Annotated in this window: 16 protein-coding genes; all 16 read right to left on the reverse strand. The window is 44.4% G+C overall.

The features are described from left to right. Nucleotides 1-79: 79 nt before the first annotated feature. The 16 genes from B3850_RS10910 to aroK all read right to left on the reverse strand — a co-directional run bounded on the left by B3850_RS10910 (nt 80) and on the right by aroK (nt 16547). A complete protein-coding gene (locus B3850_RS10910) occupies nt 80-1153 on the reverse strand; it encodes a helix-turn-helix domain-containing protein (RefSeq protein ID WP_286874651.1) in 1074 nt (357 codons plus the stop codon). 47 nt (nt 1154-1200) lie between these two features. Next, entirely contained in the window at nt 1201-1449 is a 249-nt protein-coding gene (locus B3850_RS10915; protein ID WP_286874653.1) for a hypothetical protein, read from the reverse strand. Between the two features lie 12 nt (nt 1450-1461). Beyond that, nucleotides 1462-2271 carry a hypothetical protein gene (locus B3850_RS10920; protein WP_286874655.1) on the reverse strand — a complete coding sequence of 270 codons (810 nt, stop codon included), beginning with the start codon at nt 2269-2271 and terminating at the stop codon, nt 1462-1464. 57 nt (nt 2272-2328) lie between these two features. Next, nucleotides 2329-3750 carry a TnsD family Tn7-like transposition protein gene (locus B3850_RS10925; RefSeq protein ID WP_286874657.1) on the reverse strand — a complete coding sequence of 474 codons (1422 nt, stop codon included), beginning with the start codon at nt 3748-3750 and terminating at the stop codon, nt 2329-2331. Between the two features lie 20 nt (nt 3751-3770). After that, nucleotides 3771-5228 carry an ATP-binding protein gene (locus B3850_RS10930; RefSeq protein WP_286911741.1) on the reverse strand — a complete coding sequence of 486 codons (1458 nt, stop codon included), beginning with the start codon at nt 5226-5228 and terminating at the stop codon, nt 3771-3773. Further along, nucleotides 5218-7383, reverse strand: coding sequence for a transposase (locus B3850_RS10935; RefSeq protein ID WP_286911742.1), 2166 nt, complete (start codon nt 7381-7383; stop codon nt 5218-5220). The genes B3850_RS10930 and B3850_RS10935 overlap by 11 nt, the downstream gene beginning before the upstream one ends. Then, nucleotides 7373-8194, reverse strand: coding sequence for a TnsA endonuclease N-terminal domain-containing protein (locus B3850_RS10940; protein ID WP_286874663.1), 822 nt, complete (start codon nt 8192-8194; stop codon nt 7373-7375). Before B3850_RS10940 ends, B3850_RS10935 begins: the two co-directional genes overlap by 11 nt. Nucleotides 8195-8237: 43 nt before the next feature. Continuing rightward, the gene (locus B3850_RS10945; RefSeq protein WP_286874665.1) at nt 8238-9152 is read right to left on the reverse strand and encodes a hypothetical protein; all 915 of its coding nucleotides are present in this window, start codon (nt 9150-9152) and stop codon (nt 8238-8240) included. 349 nt (nt 9153-9501) lie between these two features. Further along, entirely contained in the window at nt 9502-10683 is a 1182-nt protein-coding gene (locus B3850_RS10950) for an NAD(P)/FAD-dependent oxidoreductase (protein ID WP_286874667.1), read from the reverse strand. After that, nucleotides 10683-11174: a peroxiredoxin gene (locus B3850_RS10955; RefSeq protein WP_053953405.1), complete on the reverse strand. Its 492-nt coding sequence runs from the start codon at nt 11172-11174 to the stop codon at nt 10683-10685. Before B3850_RS10955 ends, B3850_RS10950 begins: the two co-directional genes overlap by 1 nt. Then, a complete protein-coding gene (locus B3850_RS10960) occupies nt 11158-11949 on the reverse strand; it encodes a class I SAM-dependent methyltransferase (RefSeq protein WP_286874669.1) in 792 nt (263 codons plus the stop codon). Before B3850_RS10960 ends, B3850_RS10955 begins: the two co-directional genes overlap by 17 nt. Continuing rightward, nucleotides 11946-12398, reverse strand: a complete 453-nt coding sequence (locus B3850_RS10965) for a GNAT family N-acetyltransferase (protein WP_053953404.1) — start codon at nt 12396-12398, stop codon at nt 11946-11948. The genes B3850_RS10960 and B3850_RS10965 overlap by 4 nt, the downstream gene beginning before the upstream one ends. Continuing rightward, complete coding sequence (locus B3850_RS10970) at nt 12395-13267, reverse strand: Dam family site-specific DNA-(adenine-N6)-methyltransferase (RefSeq protein WP_286874672.1); 873 nt, start codon at nt 13265-13267, stop codon at nt 12395-12397. The genes B3850_RS10965 and B3850_RS10970 overlap by 4 nt, the downstream gene beginning before the upstream one ends. A 69-nt stretch (nt 13268-13336) precedes the next feature. Further along, on the reverse strand, nt 13337-14875 hold the full coding sequence (locus tag B3850_RS10975; RefSeq protein WP_286874674.1) for an AAA family ATPase: 1539 nt from the start codon (nt 14873-14875) through the stop codon (nt 13337-13339). A gap of 46 nt (nt 14876-14921) precedes the next feature. Next, the gene (gene aroB / locus B3850_RS10980) at nt 14922-15995 is read right to left on the reverse strand and encodes a 3-dehydroquinate synthase (RefSeq protein WP_286911743.1); all 1074 of its coding nucleotides are present in this window, start codon (nt 15993-15995) and stop codon (nt 14922-14924) included. An 18-nt stretch (nt 15996-16013) separates the two neighbouring features. Next, nucleotides 16014-16547: a shikimate kinase AroK gene (gene aroK, locus B3850_RS10985; protein ID WP_053953400.1), complete on the reverse strand. Its 534-nt coding sequence runs from the start codon at nt 16545-16547 to the stop codon at nt 16014-16016. Nucleotides 16548-16675 lie beyond the last annotated feature (128 nt).

Below are 16675 nucleotides of genomic sequence, written 5' to 3' on the forward strand. Positions count from 1 at the left end.
CTCCGCAGCCATTTATTGGTGTGGTCTACAGAGTATTATGTCTTTTTACAGGGGAAAATCCCTAGACCCCCTCGTTCTTTTAACTTGGGAAACGCACTCTTAAATAATCTTCGCGGGTTTGTTCTTCGAGAGCTTCACATTTTGCAAACTTTCGAATATACAAGGTATTATCAAACTCAACCGGCCTATTAGCGGATGCAACTTCGATGAACACTAATGATTTAGAGTCAATTGAACATGGGCTTATGTTTATCAAGCGTGATGCATCAGGGCCAAGCCTACCTTTAATTATGCTCTGTATATGAAGGTAAAAATTGTCATAGTTGCTGTTGAATTTTTCATTAACCTCTTGTTCTACCCCTCTTATATTGCGGTCGTCATCAACGCCTAGAATTAAGTAACCTCCTTCAGTGTTTAAAAAAGCCGCTAGACACTTTAGCGTCTTGGCTTCAATGCTTTTTTGCGATTTATTTCCATTTCTGCGCGCTCTTCTAGATAAAGTTAGGGACTCCTTAAACTCGACATACTCTACAGGATTTATCTCGCCCAACTCTATTAGGTTCCTTACACGCTCTTCTAAAAGTGACTTGATATCAACTTTCAGCTGGTTTTCTAGTGACAGAAGCTCTTCCAGCGCGAGGGAACTAGTCATATCAGCTTCACAGCCAATGCGGCCAAGTAATTTAAGAGTGCCTTTACTTTCGTTACTGTCAAACGATTTGGCTCTAAAGATGTTAAAACAGATATGGAATCCTCTCTCTACTTCTTGAAAATAACTACAGGCTCCCTTGGGGGTCTTAAACTTCGCTAACTTAGTTAGTAATACGCTTCGTGCCGAGAGAGAATTGGGAGAGCTCGCTTCGGTAGCTAGTTTAGCTATTTCAATTATTTTCTTTTGCGTGACTAGAGGGAAAACTCTTTCATAATTCGATTCGAAATAGTCCCAACAATCGTGCAATACTTGGTGCATAGTTGTATATTGATCCGAGTACTTAAAGATTTCATCTATTAAGGTATAGCTCCAATTTCTTGACTCACTCAGTATTCGGTATTCTAAATAAAATTCTGGATATTGACTTAATTGGTTATTAAAAAGCTCTTCCCACGTTGAGAGCGTCGATTTAGCCAGCTCAGTAATAGGTGAATTGGTCACGGGCTGCTCCTTTCTAGCTGAATCGCGACAAGTTCATTAGACATTCATTAGCCGCTTTTAAGTTCATTGATTTTGACTCGAAGTTTATCAAAGCAGTCCTCACAAAAATCAAAGCTGGATACTTCACCATCATGCTTTGAGCCATAACCAAAGTCAGCAGTTAACCGGGCAAACGATGAGAATTCATCTAATCTGTCCAGGTTTTTCTTTTGAAATTCGGGTACCACGCTTTGGCCACAAATGTCACACATAATATCGACAACGACCTCTGTAGTTCTTCGGGCTTTCTTTCTCATGGTGTTACCTTTTTAGTTATTGATTTGCTCATAGGCATCGCCAACTTTTACAAATGTTCTTCTTTTTACCTCAAAGGGTTTATCAATAAGCGCCTGAACCGGCACAATGTCGCTTATGTCGGAAATATCACCAATGTTCAGTTCAAGTGCTCCTTTTGAATTTAAGCACTGCTTGTGAACGCCAAAAGAAATCCTAAATTCCATCTGCCATGAATATTTACAATCTTTTATATACAAGCCGATGGGACCAGAATAATTCTCTAATGGTTTATAATCGACCAAGCCATAGCCGTCATCTAAAAGCTTAGAGCTAAATGTACCAGGTAGCTTTTTTATTGCTTTGTTTATCCGGTATGAAAACTCGCTCGGCTTGTTTATAAGTAAAACATGCGAACCGAAATCGAGAAACCGCTTATCAAAGTGTATTTTTCCATCAATTTCATTGAGGATTAAGCCATCTTCATTGTCAGCAAAAGCCCCCATGCAAAATAGCATCGTATTTTCAGGCCTTGGAAAGTGGGCAGTAAGAACTGCATCAGAGCCTAAATCAACTTCCTCATCATTAACTTTGATAGATAACGTGGCGTAACCCGAGGGGGTATTTCCGGCCCGCAGTATTCCATATACTTTCTCTAACTTATCGGCTCGTAAAGCCAGACTCTCTTCACCTTCTAAATTTGAAAAGTACTCAAGACTGTTCATGTAGAGCAGGCCTTTTTGCATCTGCACAAGCCTATCAATAGATGCTACTTTGAAAAGTAGCCAAAAGTCCTTCTTGGGTGGCTTAGCGATAAAGTTGTGAGGTGTACTTGCAGTTTTCATATGAACAAAAATCCAGATTTAAACCTAGCTTCATCCTATCAGCTCGTATAGCATGAGTTAGTGTTTTTTAATGTGACCTGAGGGCTTTGTAGGTTCTGGCAGCACTTTTTCTAACCAGTTTCGGTCGTTTTTATAAAACCAATAGTAAGCTTGGTTACAATTGCGTTGAAAATCTTTTCTGGCTGCCCGAGGATTAAGACTTTTATAATTCAAAATGGATAGCTTACATTGTCTCCGTTTTGACTCTCTCCGGAGATGTCGCCGGTGTTCAGCTAAACCTGGCTCACTAGAGATGATTTGCTCTACAGAACCAATGCCGATACAACACAGTTTAGCAATGACCTTTCTACTCATGCCGTGACGAGCTAAACGCAAAACATTGTTTATGCAGTCAATAGATAACTTTCTAGGTCTCAATTTAATAGGAATATTATTCAAAAGGGCGAGTCTTTTTAAGTAACAACGGCTTTTACCTGTTATTTTTTGAATCTTATTTAATGAGAAGGATTTTCTCAATAGATCTAAGCATTGCTGCTCTTGTTTCTCGGTCGGATTACCTTTTTCTTTAGTAGAAACCTTTATATGGTTTCCATTTATTGATGTAGAAGATTCAAGTAAGTCTTTTGGTGAGTCGAATAACCAGGACGAAAATAGTAAGTGTCTAAATGGATGGTGGCTTGTATAGGGAAGTAATAGTTCAGAGAAATAACGATAGTCTACCTTACTTCTCATTAACGGAGTCCCGGCTGATGGCCGGTAGTCTTGGGTATACTCCGAAAATTGCTGGATAATTTGTTTTCGTTTAATTCTGCCATTTTTAGTCACAAAACCTCTAGCAGATAAATTATGGAGGTAGGCAAAATGATAATTACCTAACAAAAACGGTTTGTTCAAACAATGGAGTAGTTCCTTGGTGAATTGAGCTACTTTGGTTTCAACTTTGGTCGATTGAACTGGATTAACTCCGGCCTTAGGAAGCAAACCAGGTAAAATCTTCTGGCGTTGCTTTAAAGTTATGTAGTTTAAAAGAACTCCATGTTTAGGGCAGCTAGTCAAACCTGGAACTTGATGCACTCGATGCCAGTAAGATACACCGTAATTTCGGATATCCTCGGAAACACATAATGTACAAGATTTGAGTTTAAGATTGGAGCCGCTGGCGAAAGATGGTAATTGGCTAGCTCTGTATGCTAGGGCGCAATTATTACTTAATAGATATCTGATAAACTTTATTGAGTGAACAGGTAAAAAAAAGGAAAAGAGACTAGCAAGGGTTTCTTGATATAAGATTTTATCTGGAGGTTCCGATACCAGCTCCGATAAGCTAGATATTCCAGCAGGTAAAAAGGGGTGAAAAGAAACTCTTTTTGACCCAAATATTTGTTTTACGAGTTCACTACCACTTATGCCAGTTACCGTAACAAATCTAATCAGGCGGCTAATGATTATTTCGTCTGGGTAGCATTCAGGTAGTCTCATTGGAGTTGCCGAAACTTAAGTTAAGATATTTCATGCAATGGATTTATATATAGAAGTCCTTTAGATTTTAATGCTATCTCGGGATCTTCACCTTCAGCTGAACGCTGAATACAATCCGGATCTTTTAGAAGCTCGTCCAACGATAAAGATTGCTGAAGCAGCCTAAGTTTATTAGCGAATTCAGGGTGATGAGGACGAGTTAGATCACTGGGAACGGTATGAATATCTTTCTGAGTAGCAATCGGCTCATTAAGTTTTTGTGCGTCATCCTCACATTGCGTTTCGTTGAGTTTGCTTATCGATCCTTTTGCTTTAGTCAAAGCATCATACTCTTTTTTTTGAATGCGTATCTGGTTGACTATTTCTGCTGACGCTTTTACTGTATTGCTAGCGGCATATTCAAGTACCTTAACTGAAATACGTTCGTCGCCAGTTCCAATTACACATCGCTGTGCCTCTCTAAAAATTCGCACTGCTAAATCCATATTTCCAACAGAAAGATCGTACAGCGAATCACTTAGCTCTCGGGTTAACTTGGTTTCAGTGTCTGTCCATTGAAGTTCCCAAAGAGAGTCTATAAATAACTCCCAGATCTCATTATTTTCCATTAGCTCAACATCAAAGTACCCACTATTTTCGGCTCTTCTCCCTGTTTTAAGAGTTTCAGCAAGAAGCTTATTAAAGGGAGGGTTTGCACAAAATAGAATGGGAATTCCAAGGCTATTTACTACGTTATGCAGAAAGCCAATTAGTCGTTCAGCTCCCCCAGCTTTAGCAAGGTTTAAGTTTTGCATTTCATCTATAACTAATATTCCTAAAAAGCTAGATCTTATTCGAGAATCAATCTGCTCTAAAAGTGCTGGTATAGTCGCTTCTGGCTTGGTTTTTGGAAGTGAAAGCTTTTTATCCAACTCAGCAAGGATTTTAAGGCATAACGCTTTGACGCTTGAGTCATTTGGGCAATCGACTTTTAACCAAATAACTTGCCGAAGGTTTAATGGAATTCCATGATACTCTGTATGTTCGATAGCGTCTGGGAAATAGCTTAGGATTTGTTCCAGCATACATGTTTTGCCAACTCCGCTTTCACCAATTAGTGTAATCCCACTACCTTTAGGGTTGAAAAAACCTGATTCTGGTTCTATCTGTGGCCTATTCGCATCTGTGTAATGCAAATAATTCTGAGTTGTTGGCGATAATGGATTTCTAGATGAGTATCCCTCTTTCATGGCTGTTTCGATTGCTCGAAAGCATCTAAGGTAGAGAGGAAGTGGTTGACGCAAATCCTTTAGTCGAGTCAAATATTCAACTCTCTCAAAAGCTTCAAGTTTTTTCTCCTCTGGCGAGAAAGGGGGGTAATGACTGAGTCTTTGGACTAAAACTTCATCACGCACTTTAGGTTCAAGAGCTTCTAGTAAGGGGTTACCTCTATGCTCAGGAAGGATGGCAGGGCTGTAGTTTGCGAAATTAATTTTCACTGCGATCTCTCCGTACTCGTTTTAACATTGAGACTACGTTACTTGTATTATCCAAATTATGAGGAGGGTTGTGTGGCTTCTCTTTTAAAACTGCACGCTGATCAGAGTGCACTTTGTCATCGCCGAGAGTCCTTGAATGCTCTATAGCTCTTCTTCTATTTTGCTTTATGCCACGAGTCTTCTCGCTTTTAGTAGAGGTAGCTTGGGTTTGCTTTTGAATTTGAGCAGCAGAAGATACAATTTCTTGTCTGCGGTTGTGCCTTTCAATTGATTTACTATCGGGTCTCGCTCGTTTCTGCTCTTGCTTTATCCAACCGTGAAAGTATTGAACGTCAGCAATGTGTTTGTTTTCAAAGTTTGAAGAACGCAACACGAGGTTACACTTGGTAAAGCCCTCATTGTGTTTGAGTCGAACGTAAATGTATGACGCGCTATCGTGATCTATTCGGGCTTCCAATTGCCATCGGCCATTTGTTCGAGCTATGCTTTTCCAAGCTTCGAAGTTAGGGTGATCACATTCGTAACAAAGACTGTCACTTAACCTTATACCCTCCCCTGTCATAGAGACTGTTTCCGATGGAAGTAAGTATGCATATATTTCAGACTCGTCAATTTTACTCAAAGCATGCTGATGATTATCTAGATGTAGGCTCCAGTAATTTAATGGGGTTGGGGGCAATGATGACTCAACAAATAGCGTTGACTGATGAGCTAAGCGCTCTATGACCGAACTATTGTTGTGTTCAAGAACTTCATCAATAAGTAATGCTGTAACCTCGGTTATCGTCAATTGAGCATCAAGTCTAGGATCTCTTTCGCCTCGGTTGTAGTGGCGGCCATTAGTAGTTCCTTTTAGTTCATGGAGTAATCTGGAGTTAAGCGTTTTAAAAAAGCGCTCTACAATTCCTTTTAAGTCAGGTCGGTATGGTGGAGCAATACTAATATGACCAATTAAGGGGACGGCTAACTCCTCTGGCTTCTTGCAGATGAATTCTCCACGATCACATACAAGCCTTTGGGGGATATGGCTGCAAGGCCACTCGGATTCTTCGATAGTTATGCCAAACCGAGCACAGTACTCTTTTTTTGGAGTAAAACTATTTACTAATGCTTGTCTACCTGCTCTCCAAGATGCAAACTCAAGTGAAACGTGAATTCCAGTAACCATTCTACTTTTTTTATCAATGACACAGTAAAGAGTAGGGCGTCCTAAAACTAAGCTCCTGTTGAACTCTGATACAACATGAACATCAATTACGGTAGCATCGATTTCGAAGCAGCTTCCAATTACTTCGGTATTGTCTGTTGCGCTACCGCGAAGCCCTCGTTTATTGCGTTCGTAATCTCCTTTAGTTGTTTGTCGACGTATTATTTCATCAGCTCTAAAGAGCTTACTTATCCAATAGCGGAAAGCTCGTAAAGTCGGCAGAGCGGGTTCATAACCTTTAGTTTCAGCTAATATTATCTCCTCTGAATAGAACTCTTTAAGCATGTTGTCGTAGACTCTAGAGAGAGTTACTTTCTTTCCTGTGAAGCCATATTTTCTCATCGCCTTTTTAAATATGAGCTTATCACTTTCGGTGATATTCTTCCCTGATACCATAGTTAGATTGGGTGCATACTCTTTCAGAGGAGCTCCTCTTTTAGCTTCTCCCGCGATTCTAGAGGTTCCACTGCCACCTGAAAGCTTATAGGCCGGTAATAGCGAGTTTAAGTTTTGTCCAAATTGCCAATATAGGTTCAAGAGCCTGTATATTTTCTGTACATATGTGTTTTGGGCTTTTGCGTAATTAGAAACCTTTTTATTACGTTGTCCAGTAAGAATCTCTTCTAGATATTCAGGTTGTTGGACTAAGCCCTGTATTAGTTTCCAGTTCTTATCTCTTCTTTCCCTGTGTTTACGAGGAATGGACTCCTCTGCTGTTACTTGGTAAGAGGGGGTGGGATATGTAGCTGGAATGCAGTTTTTGGTTTTTACTCCCTGGAGAAAAACTGAGTAAGAAATTAAAATAGGCTTTCTAATTCTGTGTTTCGAAGTGAGTTTAAATAATATTATACTTTCTAACTCTGGACAGTGTTGAAGCACTCTATATTTTCCATTGGGAATGGAGTCTATGCTGTCTAATTGCCACACACTGTTAATTTCAACATGCATATTTAAGTGCCTCTTTATCTTCTGAGACATTAGTGATATCGAGTATACCGGTAGAAGAAATTGGTTTTGTGAGGTCCGCAGTTATGAGCTTAAAGCTTAGTAAGTATTTGATTATATTAAGAAAGTTTTCAGGTGAAGTGTTGGCATGCCTGGACATTTCTTTACAAAGTTCTTTTAAAAAGTATTTTTGTGGACTCAGATTTGATAGAGCAAGCTCTAAAGCGGAGGCCTCGACCGTTTCTCCACGTCTTACGGCGGAAGTTATCCATTGTATATTTTGAGAGATAATATGATTTTTCTCGTTTTTTACAAAAACATGGAACGGAACGCCAAGTAACTGCCACCAGTGTCGCTCAATCTCAAGCTTTTGTGCGCTTCTCATACTTTTGAGTTCTTCACGCGGTTTTACACTTATTGCCTCATACCAAACACGTTCTCCGTCAGAGCAGCTCAGCACAAAGTCAGTTGTCATCACTGATAGTGATTTTGTCTTTGGAACTGTAGGGTGCGCAACACCAAGTACTTTTGAGATACGAACACTCAAATCTAATGGTAATAGTGGAAACTGTTCCCTTATGTCGATAACTGAATCATTGAATTCAGCTAAATAGAAGAAGCAACTTTCATTCTCTGACAGAATGTGATGTTCCCGCTGAGTCTTTAGACCATATATTTTGCCGCTATTCCCATAAGAACGTACATCCTGAACTCTAAGCCACGGCTTATAATCTGATCCGTTTCCTAATCCATACTTGTTTCTTAGGGCTCGGCTAAAATCATCAAGGGATTCTAGTTTACGATATCGACCCAATTTAATGCCTCCTATAGATGCAATTATCTATTATAGCCAGTAATCAGTATTTATGATTGGATAACTCTTCAAATAGGCGCTTTCTCACTTCTTGTACGTTTTTATAAACCCTAGAGCCTTTTTGTCTCGATGCTTCAACCCATAGTTGTGTTTCGCTGGTCCTAATGGTTTTTTCGTTACGGCGATTTACGGTGTGTAGCAGGTCGATAGCCCAAGAATCGCAATGCTGAGAACTGGGAACCGACTTAAACTCCTGAGGAGAGTCAATCAGTGACGACTCTATTTTTTTAGATGAAGGGCATGGTAAAGTACATTTGTCACATTTCTTCCCTTTTAGCTTATAGCATTGTTCCAAAGGGGGGGCGTTATCAGATACGGCCGCGGAGTCTTTAATTAGCTCAAGAGTGGACAAAAGGTGTTCAGTAAACTTATTCAGAAAAGGTGGTGGGGATTTTAATACTTCACTTGCCCAACGAGGCTCTATTTCTTCTAAGTAATTTGCTCTCTGCAGTATACTAAAAGCACCTTTGGAGTAGTTAGTGTAGTCAGGTAATTCGGTATAGCCTTCTGGAAATATCCTTAAATCCCACATTAGTTTTGAAGCCATAGGCTCTGCGCAAGGAGCAAAGAGGTAACTCGGATGGTCACTTTGAATTTTTGATATTTTGGTTCTAGAAAAAGGGGATACAGTTTGGTCGTAGTTTAGCGCTAAAATACCTTTTAAAGAGGATATCGCTTTCTTGGGTGTTTCAGGTAAAAATGTATAAAGTTGGCAATTGTGAATACTGCATTGACTATGTAAAGCCCAGTCCTGTTTAAAATAAGTGAACCCCTGAGTTTTCAATTGCTCTTTAAAGCATTTCTTACAGAAGTTTATTGGTAAATCCTTTGCTCCAAAATCTAGCTGCTTTTGGGTACGTAGTAGTGTGCAAAGATCAACCAATTTGTTAATGCGCATGAAAAAGCCTCTTGTAGGTAAAGAGCTTTTTATTATTCTGCAGAGGTAATTTTTCTTAAGTGTTTCTACGTGCTTCCCAACTTGTTGCGGAACTCTTAATTTTCCATTCCAGCTTTTATTGTTGAAGTTTATGACGTAAGAGAAATCATTTATACCATATAAGATAGATAGCCTAAGAATGTAGCTGTGAAGCGATTCATCGGGCACTGGAACAAATGGTGACAGGGTTCTAGTTTTGTTAAAAGGCAAGCAGGCACTTATCCTTCAGTTAGTGTACAAAATTGATTAGTATTCACTACTAATCTACAAACTTTATTGTCTTTGTACAAACTATATTGTCAGTTCACAGCTAAACCTCCGACCCACAAGCAAACCCACTGCTCCAAGCCCATTGAAAATTAAAGCCTCCCAGCCAGCCGGTTACGTCCAGCACTTCGCCAATGAAGTACAGACCGGGTTGCTTCTGGCTTTCCATGGTTTTAGAGCTGATTTCGTCGACGTTTACGCCGCCTAGGGTAACTTCGGCGGTGCGATAGCCTTCGGTGCCGTTGGGTTTGAGCTGCCAGCGGTTAAGGTTGTCGGCTATGGTCTGGAACTGTGCGTTCGAGGTATCGGCCAGTTTGTTGCTTAACGGCCATTGGTGGTGCTCGGCTAATGCGGTAACCACGCGTTTGGGGAAGTGCGCTTGTAAAACGGTGTTGAGCTGGCTTTTAGGTTGTTGCTGCTGTTGTGTTTTCAGCCATTCGTAAGCGTCTAAATCGGGCAGCAGATTAATGGTCACGGCTTCGCCGGGCTGCCAGTAGGACGACACCTGCAAAATTGCGGGGCCGCTGACGCCTCGGTGCGTAAACAGCATGGCTTCACGGAAATAGCCGTCGTTAGCCTCTGCGGTTACTGGTACAGCAACGCCTGAAAGCTCGGCAAAGCGTTCTTTGTCTTCTTCTTGCAGGGTAAATGGCACTAAGCCAGCGCGTACCGGCACAATGGAGTGCCCAAACTGCTCGGCAATTTGGTAGCCCAGAGGCGTAGCGCCCAATTTAGGCATGGAGAGCCCGCCACAGGCAACCACCAGTTTGTCGCTGCGGTATTCACCACGGCTGGTGTCTATGCAATACCCGTCGTCAAAGTCCACCGACATAATCTCTGTACGTAACTGTACTCGCGCGCCGTAGCGGTCGCACTCGCTCATTAGCATGCGCACAATGTCTTTGGCGGAGTCGTCGCAAAACAACTGGCCTAAGGTTTTTTCATGGTAGGGAATGCCGTATTCAGCCACTAACCCAATGAAGTCCCATTGGGTGTAGCGGCTAAGCGCAGACTTACAAAAATGCGGGTTAGATGACAAAAAGTTATCGGGGCCGGCGTATATATTGGTGAAATTACAGCGGCCGCCGCCAGATATCAGTATTTTTTTCCCCGCCTGTTTCGCGTGGTCAAGCACTAATACCGACTTACCGCGTTTAGCGGCATGCGCAGCGCAGTGAAGCCCGGCTGCGCCGGCACCGATAACAATGACATCCCAGTTCGACATTACTTTTGCAATTGCTCCAAAATGTATTCCGCTTTGCTGACTTCAAAGGCTTTTTCGTCTTCAACGTACAAGCCTTTAACGGTGCCGTCGGTAATGATCATGGCATAGCGTTTTGAGCGAATACCGCCAAAGTTGCCAGTGTCCATTGCCAGGCCCAGCATTTGGTTGTAAGCGCCGTTACCGTCTGACAATAACCGAACTTTTTCTCCGATCCCTAACGACTCGCCCCAGGCTTTCATCACAAAAGCGTCATTTACGGCCACGCAGTTAATGCTCAAAACACCAGCTTCTTCAAGTGCTTCCGCGTGTTCGACATAACCGGGCAAGTGTTTTTCCGAACAGGTCGGAGTAAAGGCGCCAGGTACGGAGAACAATATGTGGGTGCCTTTAGCAAATATCTCTGCCGGGTCGTAATTTTGAATGCCAAGCTCACCTTTGCTGGTCAGTGAACCGGATGGAATTTTATCGCCTTCTTTAATTTGCTGACTCATTGAAACCTCGTTTTATGTAAACATCAAAGCGATGCTTTTTACTCTTAATTTGGCTGTTTGGTTCACGCTCTGCCAGAAAAGGTGCGCGGTTCGGGCGCTTAACCACCACCCGGAATTTAGCATGGGCAAGTGCAGGCTCCAGTAGCGAATCAGCGTCGTTGTCACTACCGACCAACTGCTGAAACATTTGCATGTCCTTTTTCACCTGCGCTTTTTGTTTGCCGGTTTTGGGGTACATGGGGTCTAAATACACCACGTCGGGCTCGTGGGTGAAGCCTCTGCCGGTGTATAAGTTGTCAGTGCCTATTAGGTGCATTCGCTGACAGGCTTCGCCAATATCGTCGGCTTCTAACTGAGCTCTGTGCAGGCCGTTATCGAGCAGCGCCGCGACCACTGGGTGACGTTCTATAAGCTGCACGTCACAGCCCAGCCCGGCCAATACAAAAGCGTCTCGGCTAAGGCCGGCAGTGCCGTCAACCACCGACGGTTTAAACTGTCCGGTGACACCCACTGCCTTGGCTATGGCTTCGTTTTTTAATTGCGTGTTCTGCGCACGGTACGCTGCTTTTCCCTGATGAAAATCGACCACTAACGGTGACATTTTTTGTGGGCTTTGCAGCCAGTGCAGGGCTAACACGCCTTCATTCAGCCACAGCTGAAAAGCGTCGTTGTCTCTGGCTTCTGACGGGAGCCCCCAACGTTCGGCAATAGTTTTTGCGGCAACGATGTCAGTATCGCTGCTTGCAAGCACCGGAACCCGATCTGTGACGGTCACTGGGCCGCCTTACGTTGCATATCAATGTGTGGAATGTCGTCTTCCAGATATTCTTCGCTAATCGGCTCAAAACCGAAGCTTTTATAAAAGTCGAGCAGATAAACCTGAGCACCCACACGAATAGGCGCCTGAGGTGCGTACTTCTCAAGATAGTCGATGCTGCGTTGCATAAGCTCAATGCCAAGCTTTTGGCGGCGCACTTTCTCGTGGGTTAATACGCGGCCAATGCGCGAGTAGCCAGTGTCTGCGGTGGCCTGGTAAAGTCGTGCGTAGGCAATCATTTCACCGGCGCTGTTGCGGGCGTACAAATGTAAAGCCTGCTCATCGGCGCCGTCGGCGTCAAGATACGGACAGGTTTGCTCCACAACGAAAACTTCTTGTCGAAGTTTCAGTAAGTCGTAGAGATCGTGCAGCGAAAGATCGTTAAATGCTTTTAAGTGCCAGTTCATGTGCCTACTTTCTTCAGTTTTTTATTAATAGATACGACATTGCTTGCGGCTGAATCCGTATTATAGAGCGCAAGCAGTTCGGTAACGGGCTTACGGCCGTCACCCTTTTGACTAATACTGCGTGACACCGACAAGCTGCTGATATCCGCTTGTTTGTAGAGAGCCCGCGTTAGTTCAGTATCGTGATTGCTAATAAGCACCGGTATGTCTCTTTTCTTGGCCACTTGCGCCGCCCGGCGCGCGAGTTCGTGTTGGTCAGTTAGGCCAAAGCCGCCGGTCGCGTAGCTGGTGAAGTTAGACGCTTGTACCAATGGCGCATACGGTGGGTCGCAATAAATAACGTCGCCCTGACGTGCGCGGCGGAAAACCTGCTCAAACGGACGGCAAATAAACTTGGCTTTGCGGGCTTTTTCGGCAAAATGCTCGAGCTCTTTTTCCGGGAAATAGGGTTTTCGGTAGTCGCCAAAAGGAACGTTAAAAATGCCTTTGCTGTTGTAGCGGCATAAGCCGTTATAACCATGTCGGTTCATATACAAGAACAGCAAAGAGCGGTAGTAAGGGTCACTACTGCCATTAAACGCGGCGCGCAGCGCGTAGTAAGCGTCGGGCTGGTTATTACGGTCAACGAAAAGCTTGCGGGCGTCCTGAATAAAGGTTTTAGGACGACGCTTCACAAACTGATACAGGGTTATTAAGTCCTGATTAATGTCGTTCAGCAGATAACTGTCGTAGTCCGTGTTCAGAAACACGGAGCCGGCACCAACAAAGGGCTCAATGAGCTTTTTACCTTGCGGCAAGCGTGCTGATATTGGCTCGATAAGTGAGTACTTACCGCCTGCCCATTTTAAAAATGCCCGATTCTTCTTCATGCGCCGGCCGTTGGTTGATCCTCAACGGATTGTAACCCAAAGGCCGGGGGATGAAAATTGCTGTGAGTATTAACGTCCCTGAATGTCGGCATGAACGCTGGCAAATGACTTAGCCCAGGGCTCCATTTGCTGAACCGCCTGAGGCAGTTCGCTAGCGGCATTGCGTGCCTGTTCAATACTATTGTAGCTACCAAAAATAATGACATAGCGGTTATCGGCGCGCTGATACACCTGCGTATTGTCAGTTAAGCCGTAGTCCTGGCGGAAATCTGACAGCAGCTGGGTGTCGCTGATAATACTAATTTGCAAGGTGTAACTGTCGGTCGGCTGACTCAGTGCCCATTCGGTATTAAACGGTAGTTCCTGAGTCTGTGCCGTTTGAGTTGCCGCCGGTTCCGCTTGGGCGGGCTGGCTTGCTTCTGTTTCTGCTGGCGCAGCCTCTTTCGGTTGTTGCTCTTTAATGAAACCAACGCTGATATCACCTTCTGTAATTTCAGCGGCGGCTTTGTTGTTTAGCGTACCCAAAGAAGCTCGATACGACGATGCCAGCTCTTCAGGAACAAGCTCTAAAGAACGCTCGTTGATAGGTTCAAAGGTTGGTAACTCGGTTGTTTGTGGCTCTTCTGCCTGAGCCGGAGCAGGCTCGCCCTCACCCTCGCTTGCTTGTGCGGATGCTGCATCAGTCGTCTCTGGCGACGGCTCTGCTTGAGCTGGGCTGGCGGCTGAGCTGTTGAACTGTTCCCATAACGGCAGTAACTGGTCTTTGTTCAGGTAGCCGGCGACAGCGGTGCTGATAAGTGCCGCAATTAAAATAAGAGGCCACAACTTCATTTTTGAAGGCGTCTTCTCCGTGTCTGACTCGGACGTATTTGCCTGTTCACCTTGCTCTTGTTCCGTCGGCGATGAGTCACGATAGCGCGCCGCCTGAGTGGTTAAAGTCAGTTGCAGGCGTTGTTGTATTTCTCCCGGGTAGCCGTTAATCGAGTTTAAGAACTGCTGAATGCGCTCTAAGTTCCAGAAGCTACGTTGCTTTTCCGGTAGTAGCGCTTGTACAAAACGTATTTGTTCTTCATGGCTAAACGGCTGCACTTCAACCATAGCCGGGCCTTGCACGCGAAGGTGCGGTGCCGGACGTTGCTGCTGAGCCCAACGCGAACTACCGGCAACGATTATGCTGGTGCGCTGACCAATGGCGCTGAGTTGTGAAACTGTTGATATGCACTCGGCCAGAAAACTTTCAGACAGGTATTCGCCGTTGTCTATCACAATAATGGCGTGGTTCAGGGGGCGTTGGCGCTGAATTTGGCGGCTGAGTGACTCGTCACTAATGCTGATAGTACCAAACAGCTGATTAAGGATTTGCGCCCGCAGACGGTCGTTGGTTGAACGCTCATTGGCTGAAATGAAAGCGACTTCTGCATAGTCTGACGCTTGCTCCAGAAAAAGCTCTGCAACGGTGGTTTTACCGCTGCCTTCAGCGCCGTGCAGCATAATTAAAGACACACTTTGCTGGCATTGTTGATGGAGTTGATCAATTGCCTGCTGCTGGCTCGGTTTATTTTTTACCGGTGCGGCAACAATGTGTTGTGTGGTCGCAAGTGCTTGCATCGTTTCGTTCCTGTCTGTTTAGCCGAATAGAGATAACGCGGGTGCGTTAGCAACATTCAGTGATCACAGCAGCAACGGTGGTGTGCTCTATATCTTTGACAACGTCTGCCTGGCCAATGGCGGTAGGCAATACAAAATGCAGCTGGCCGTCTTTGACCTTTTTGTCACGCTGCATGTATTCCAACCACGACTCCCACGGCATGTCCGGGCAACGGGTTGGCAGTTCAAACGCTGTCAGCAGCTCTTTAATTCGTCGAAAATCTGACGCCGATAGCCGCTGAGTCACTTCTGACAGCTTAGATGCAATTATAATGCCAGCAGAAACGGCTTCGCCATGTGTCCATTCGCCGTAGGTTGTGGCGGCTTCAATGGCGTGTCCAAAGGTGTGACCGAGGTTCAAAAGTGCTCGTAAGCCTTTTTCGCGCTCGTCTTTAGCCACGACTTCGGCTTTTATTTCACAGCTGCGCTTTATGGCATAGGTTAAGGCATCAGGATCTTGCTGTTTTAACTCTGCGGCGTGGTGCTCCAGCCAATGGAAAAAGTCGGCGTCATAAATAATGCCGTACTTAACAATTTCCGCCAGGCCACTGCGAAAGTCTCGTTCGGTTAAGGTTTGCAGGCAGTCGATATCGATAGTGACCGACTTAGGTTGGTAAAACGCACCAATAAGGTTTTTACCGTGAGGATGGTTTACCGCGGTTTTCCCACCTACCGAAGAGTCCACTTGGGATAACAAGGTTGTCGGTATTTGATAAAAATCGACGCCACGTTGAAAAGTCGCGGCCACAAAGCCTGCTAAGTCGCCAACCACACCTCCGCCTAAGGCAATAATGCCGCAGTCGCGGTTGTAGCCTTTACTGATTAACCGGTCCATTATTTCAGCGTAACTGTCGAGGTTCTTAAACTGCTCGCCGTCGCGCATTTCAAAAAAGTCGACATGGTGGTCGGTTAGCACGTTCAGCAAGGGCTTAAGATAGTACTGGCTCACCGTTGGATTGGTGATAATAAACAGCTGTTTATTGAGTTTATGGGCGTTGGTTGTGCGGAAGTTGGCAAGTTGTTCGTTGCCAATATGGATAGTGTAGCTGCGTTCGCCTAATGAGACTTGAACCTCGGCCATGAACGCAGCTCCTTTGTTTTATCCCAGCCCGTTAATGGTATCGAGCTGATCAATAATGTCATTGACGACAAATTTTGCACTTTGGTCGTCAGTTTGTACGGTAATGTCCGCAATTTCTTCGTACAGCGGGTTACGTACGTCAGCAAGCTCTTCTAATACTTCACGCGGGTCGTCTGCTTCTGCAATAAGAGGGCGACGTTTATCACGCTGGGTACGTGCTAATTGCTTCTCAATAGGGGTTTTTAAATAAACCACAATACCCCGGGCTGATAAACGGTTACGGCTTTCTTTGCTCATTACCGAGCCGCCACCAGTCGCAAGCACTATGCCCATTTTCTCAGTGAGTTCTTCTATGACTTTCTCTTCACGCGCGCGGAAGCCTTCTTCACCTTCCAGCTCAAACACCCAGCTGATATCCGCACCGGTACGGCGCTCTATCTCTGAATCAGAGTCATAAAAGTCTAAATGTAATTGTCTGGCGATTTGACGGCCAATCGTACTTTTGCCAGCCCCCATGGGCCCAACAAGAAAAATATTACGTTTCTCAGCCATATTCCTGCTTACATCATTGGTTAAAATTAGCTGTAACTCACGAATCCGGAGTGTCTGGAGAATCTCCCAACCCAACGAAAAGAAGCGGGATTATCTCAACTCGGAGTCACTTTAGCAATAGCCATTGG

It is taken from the genome of Idiomarina sp. UBA4520 (genome assembly GCF_002388365.1).
GTDB classification, from domain to species: Bacteria; Pseudomonadota; Gammaproteobacteria; order Enterobacterales; family Alteromonadaceae; genus Idiomarina; species Idiomarina zobellii.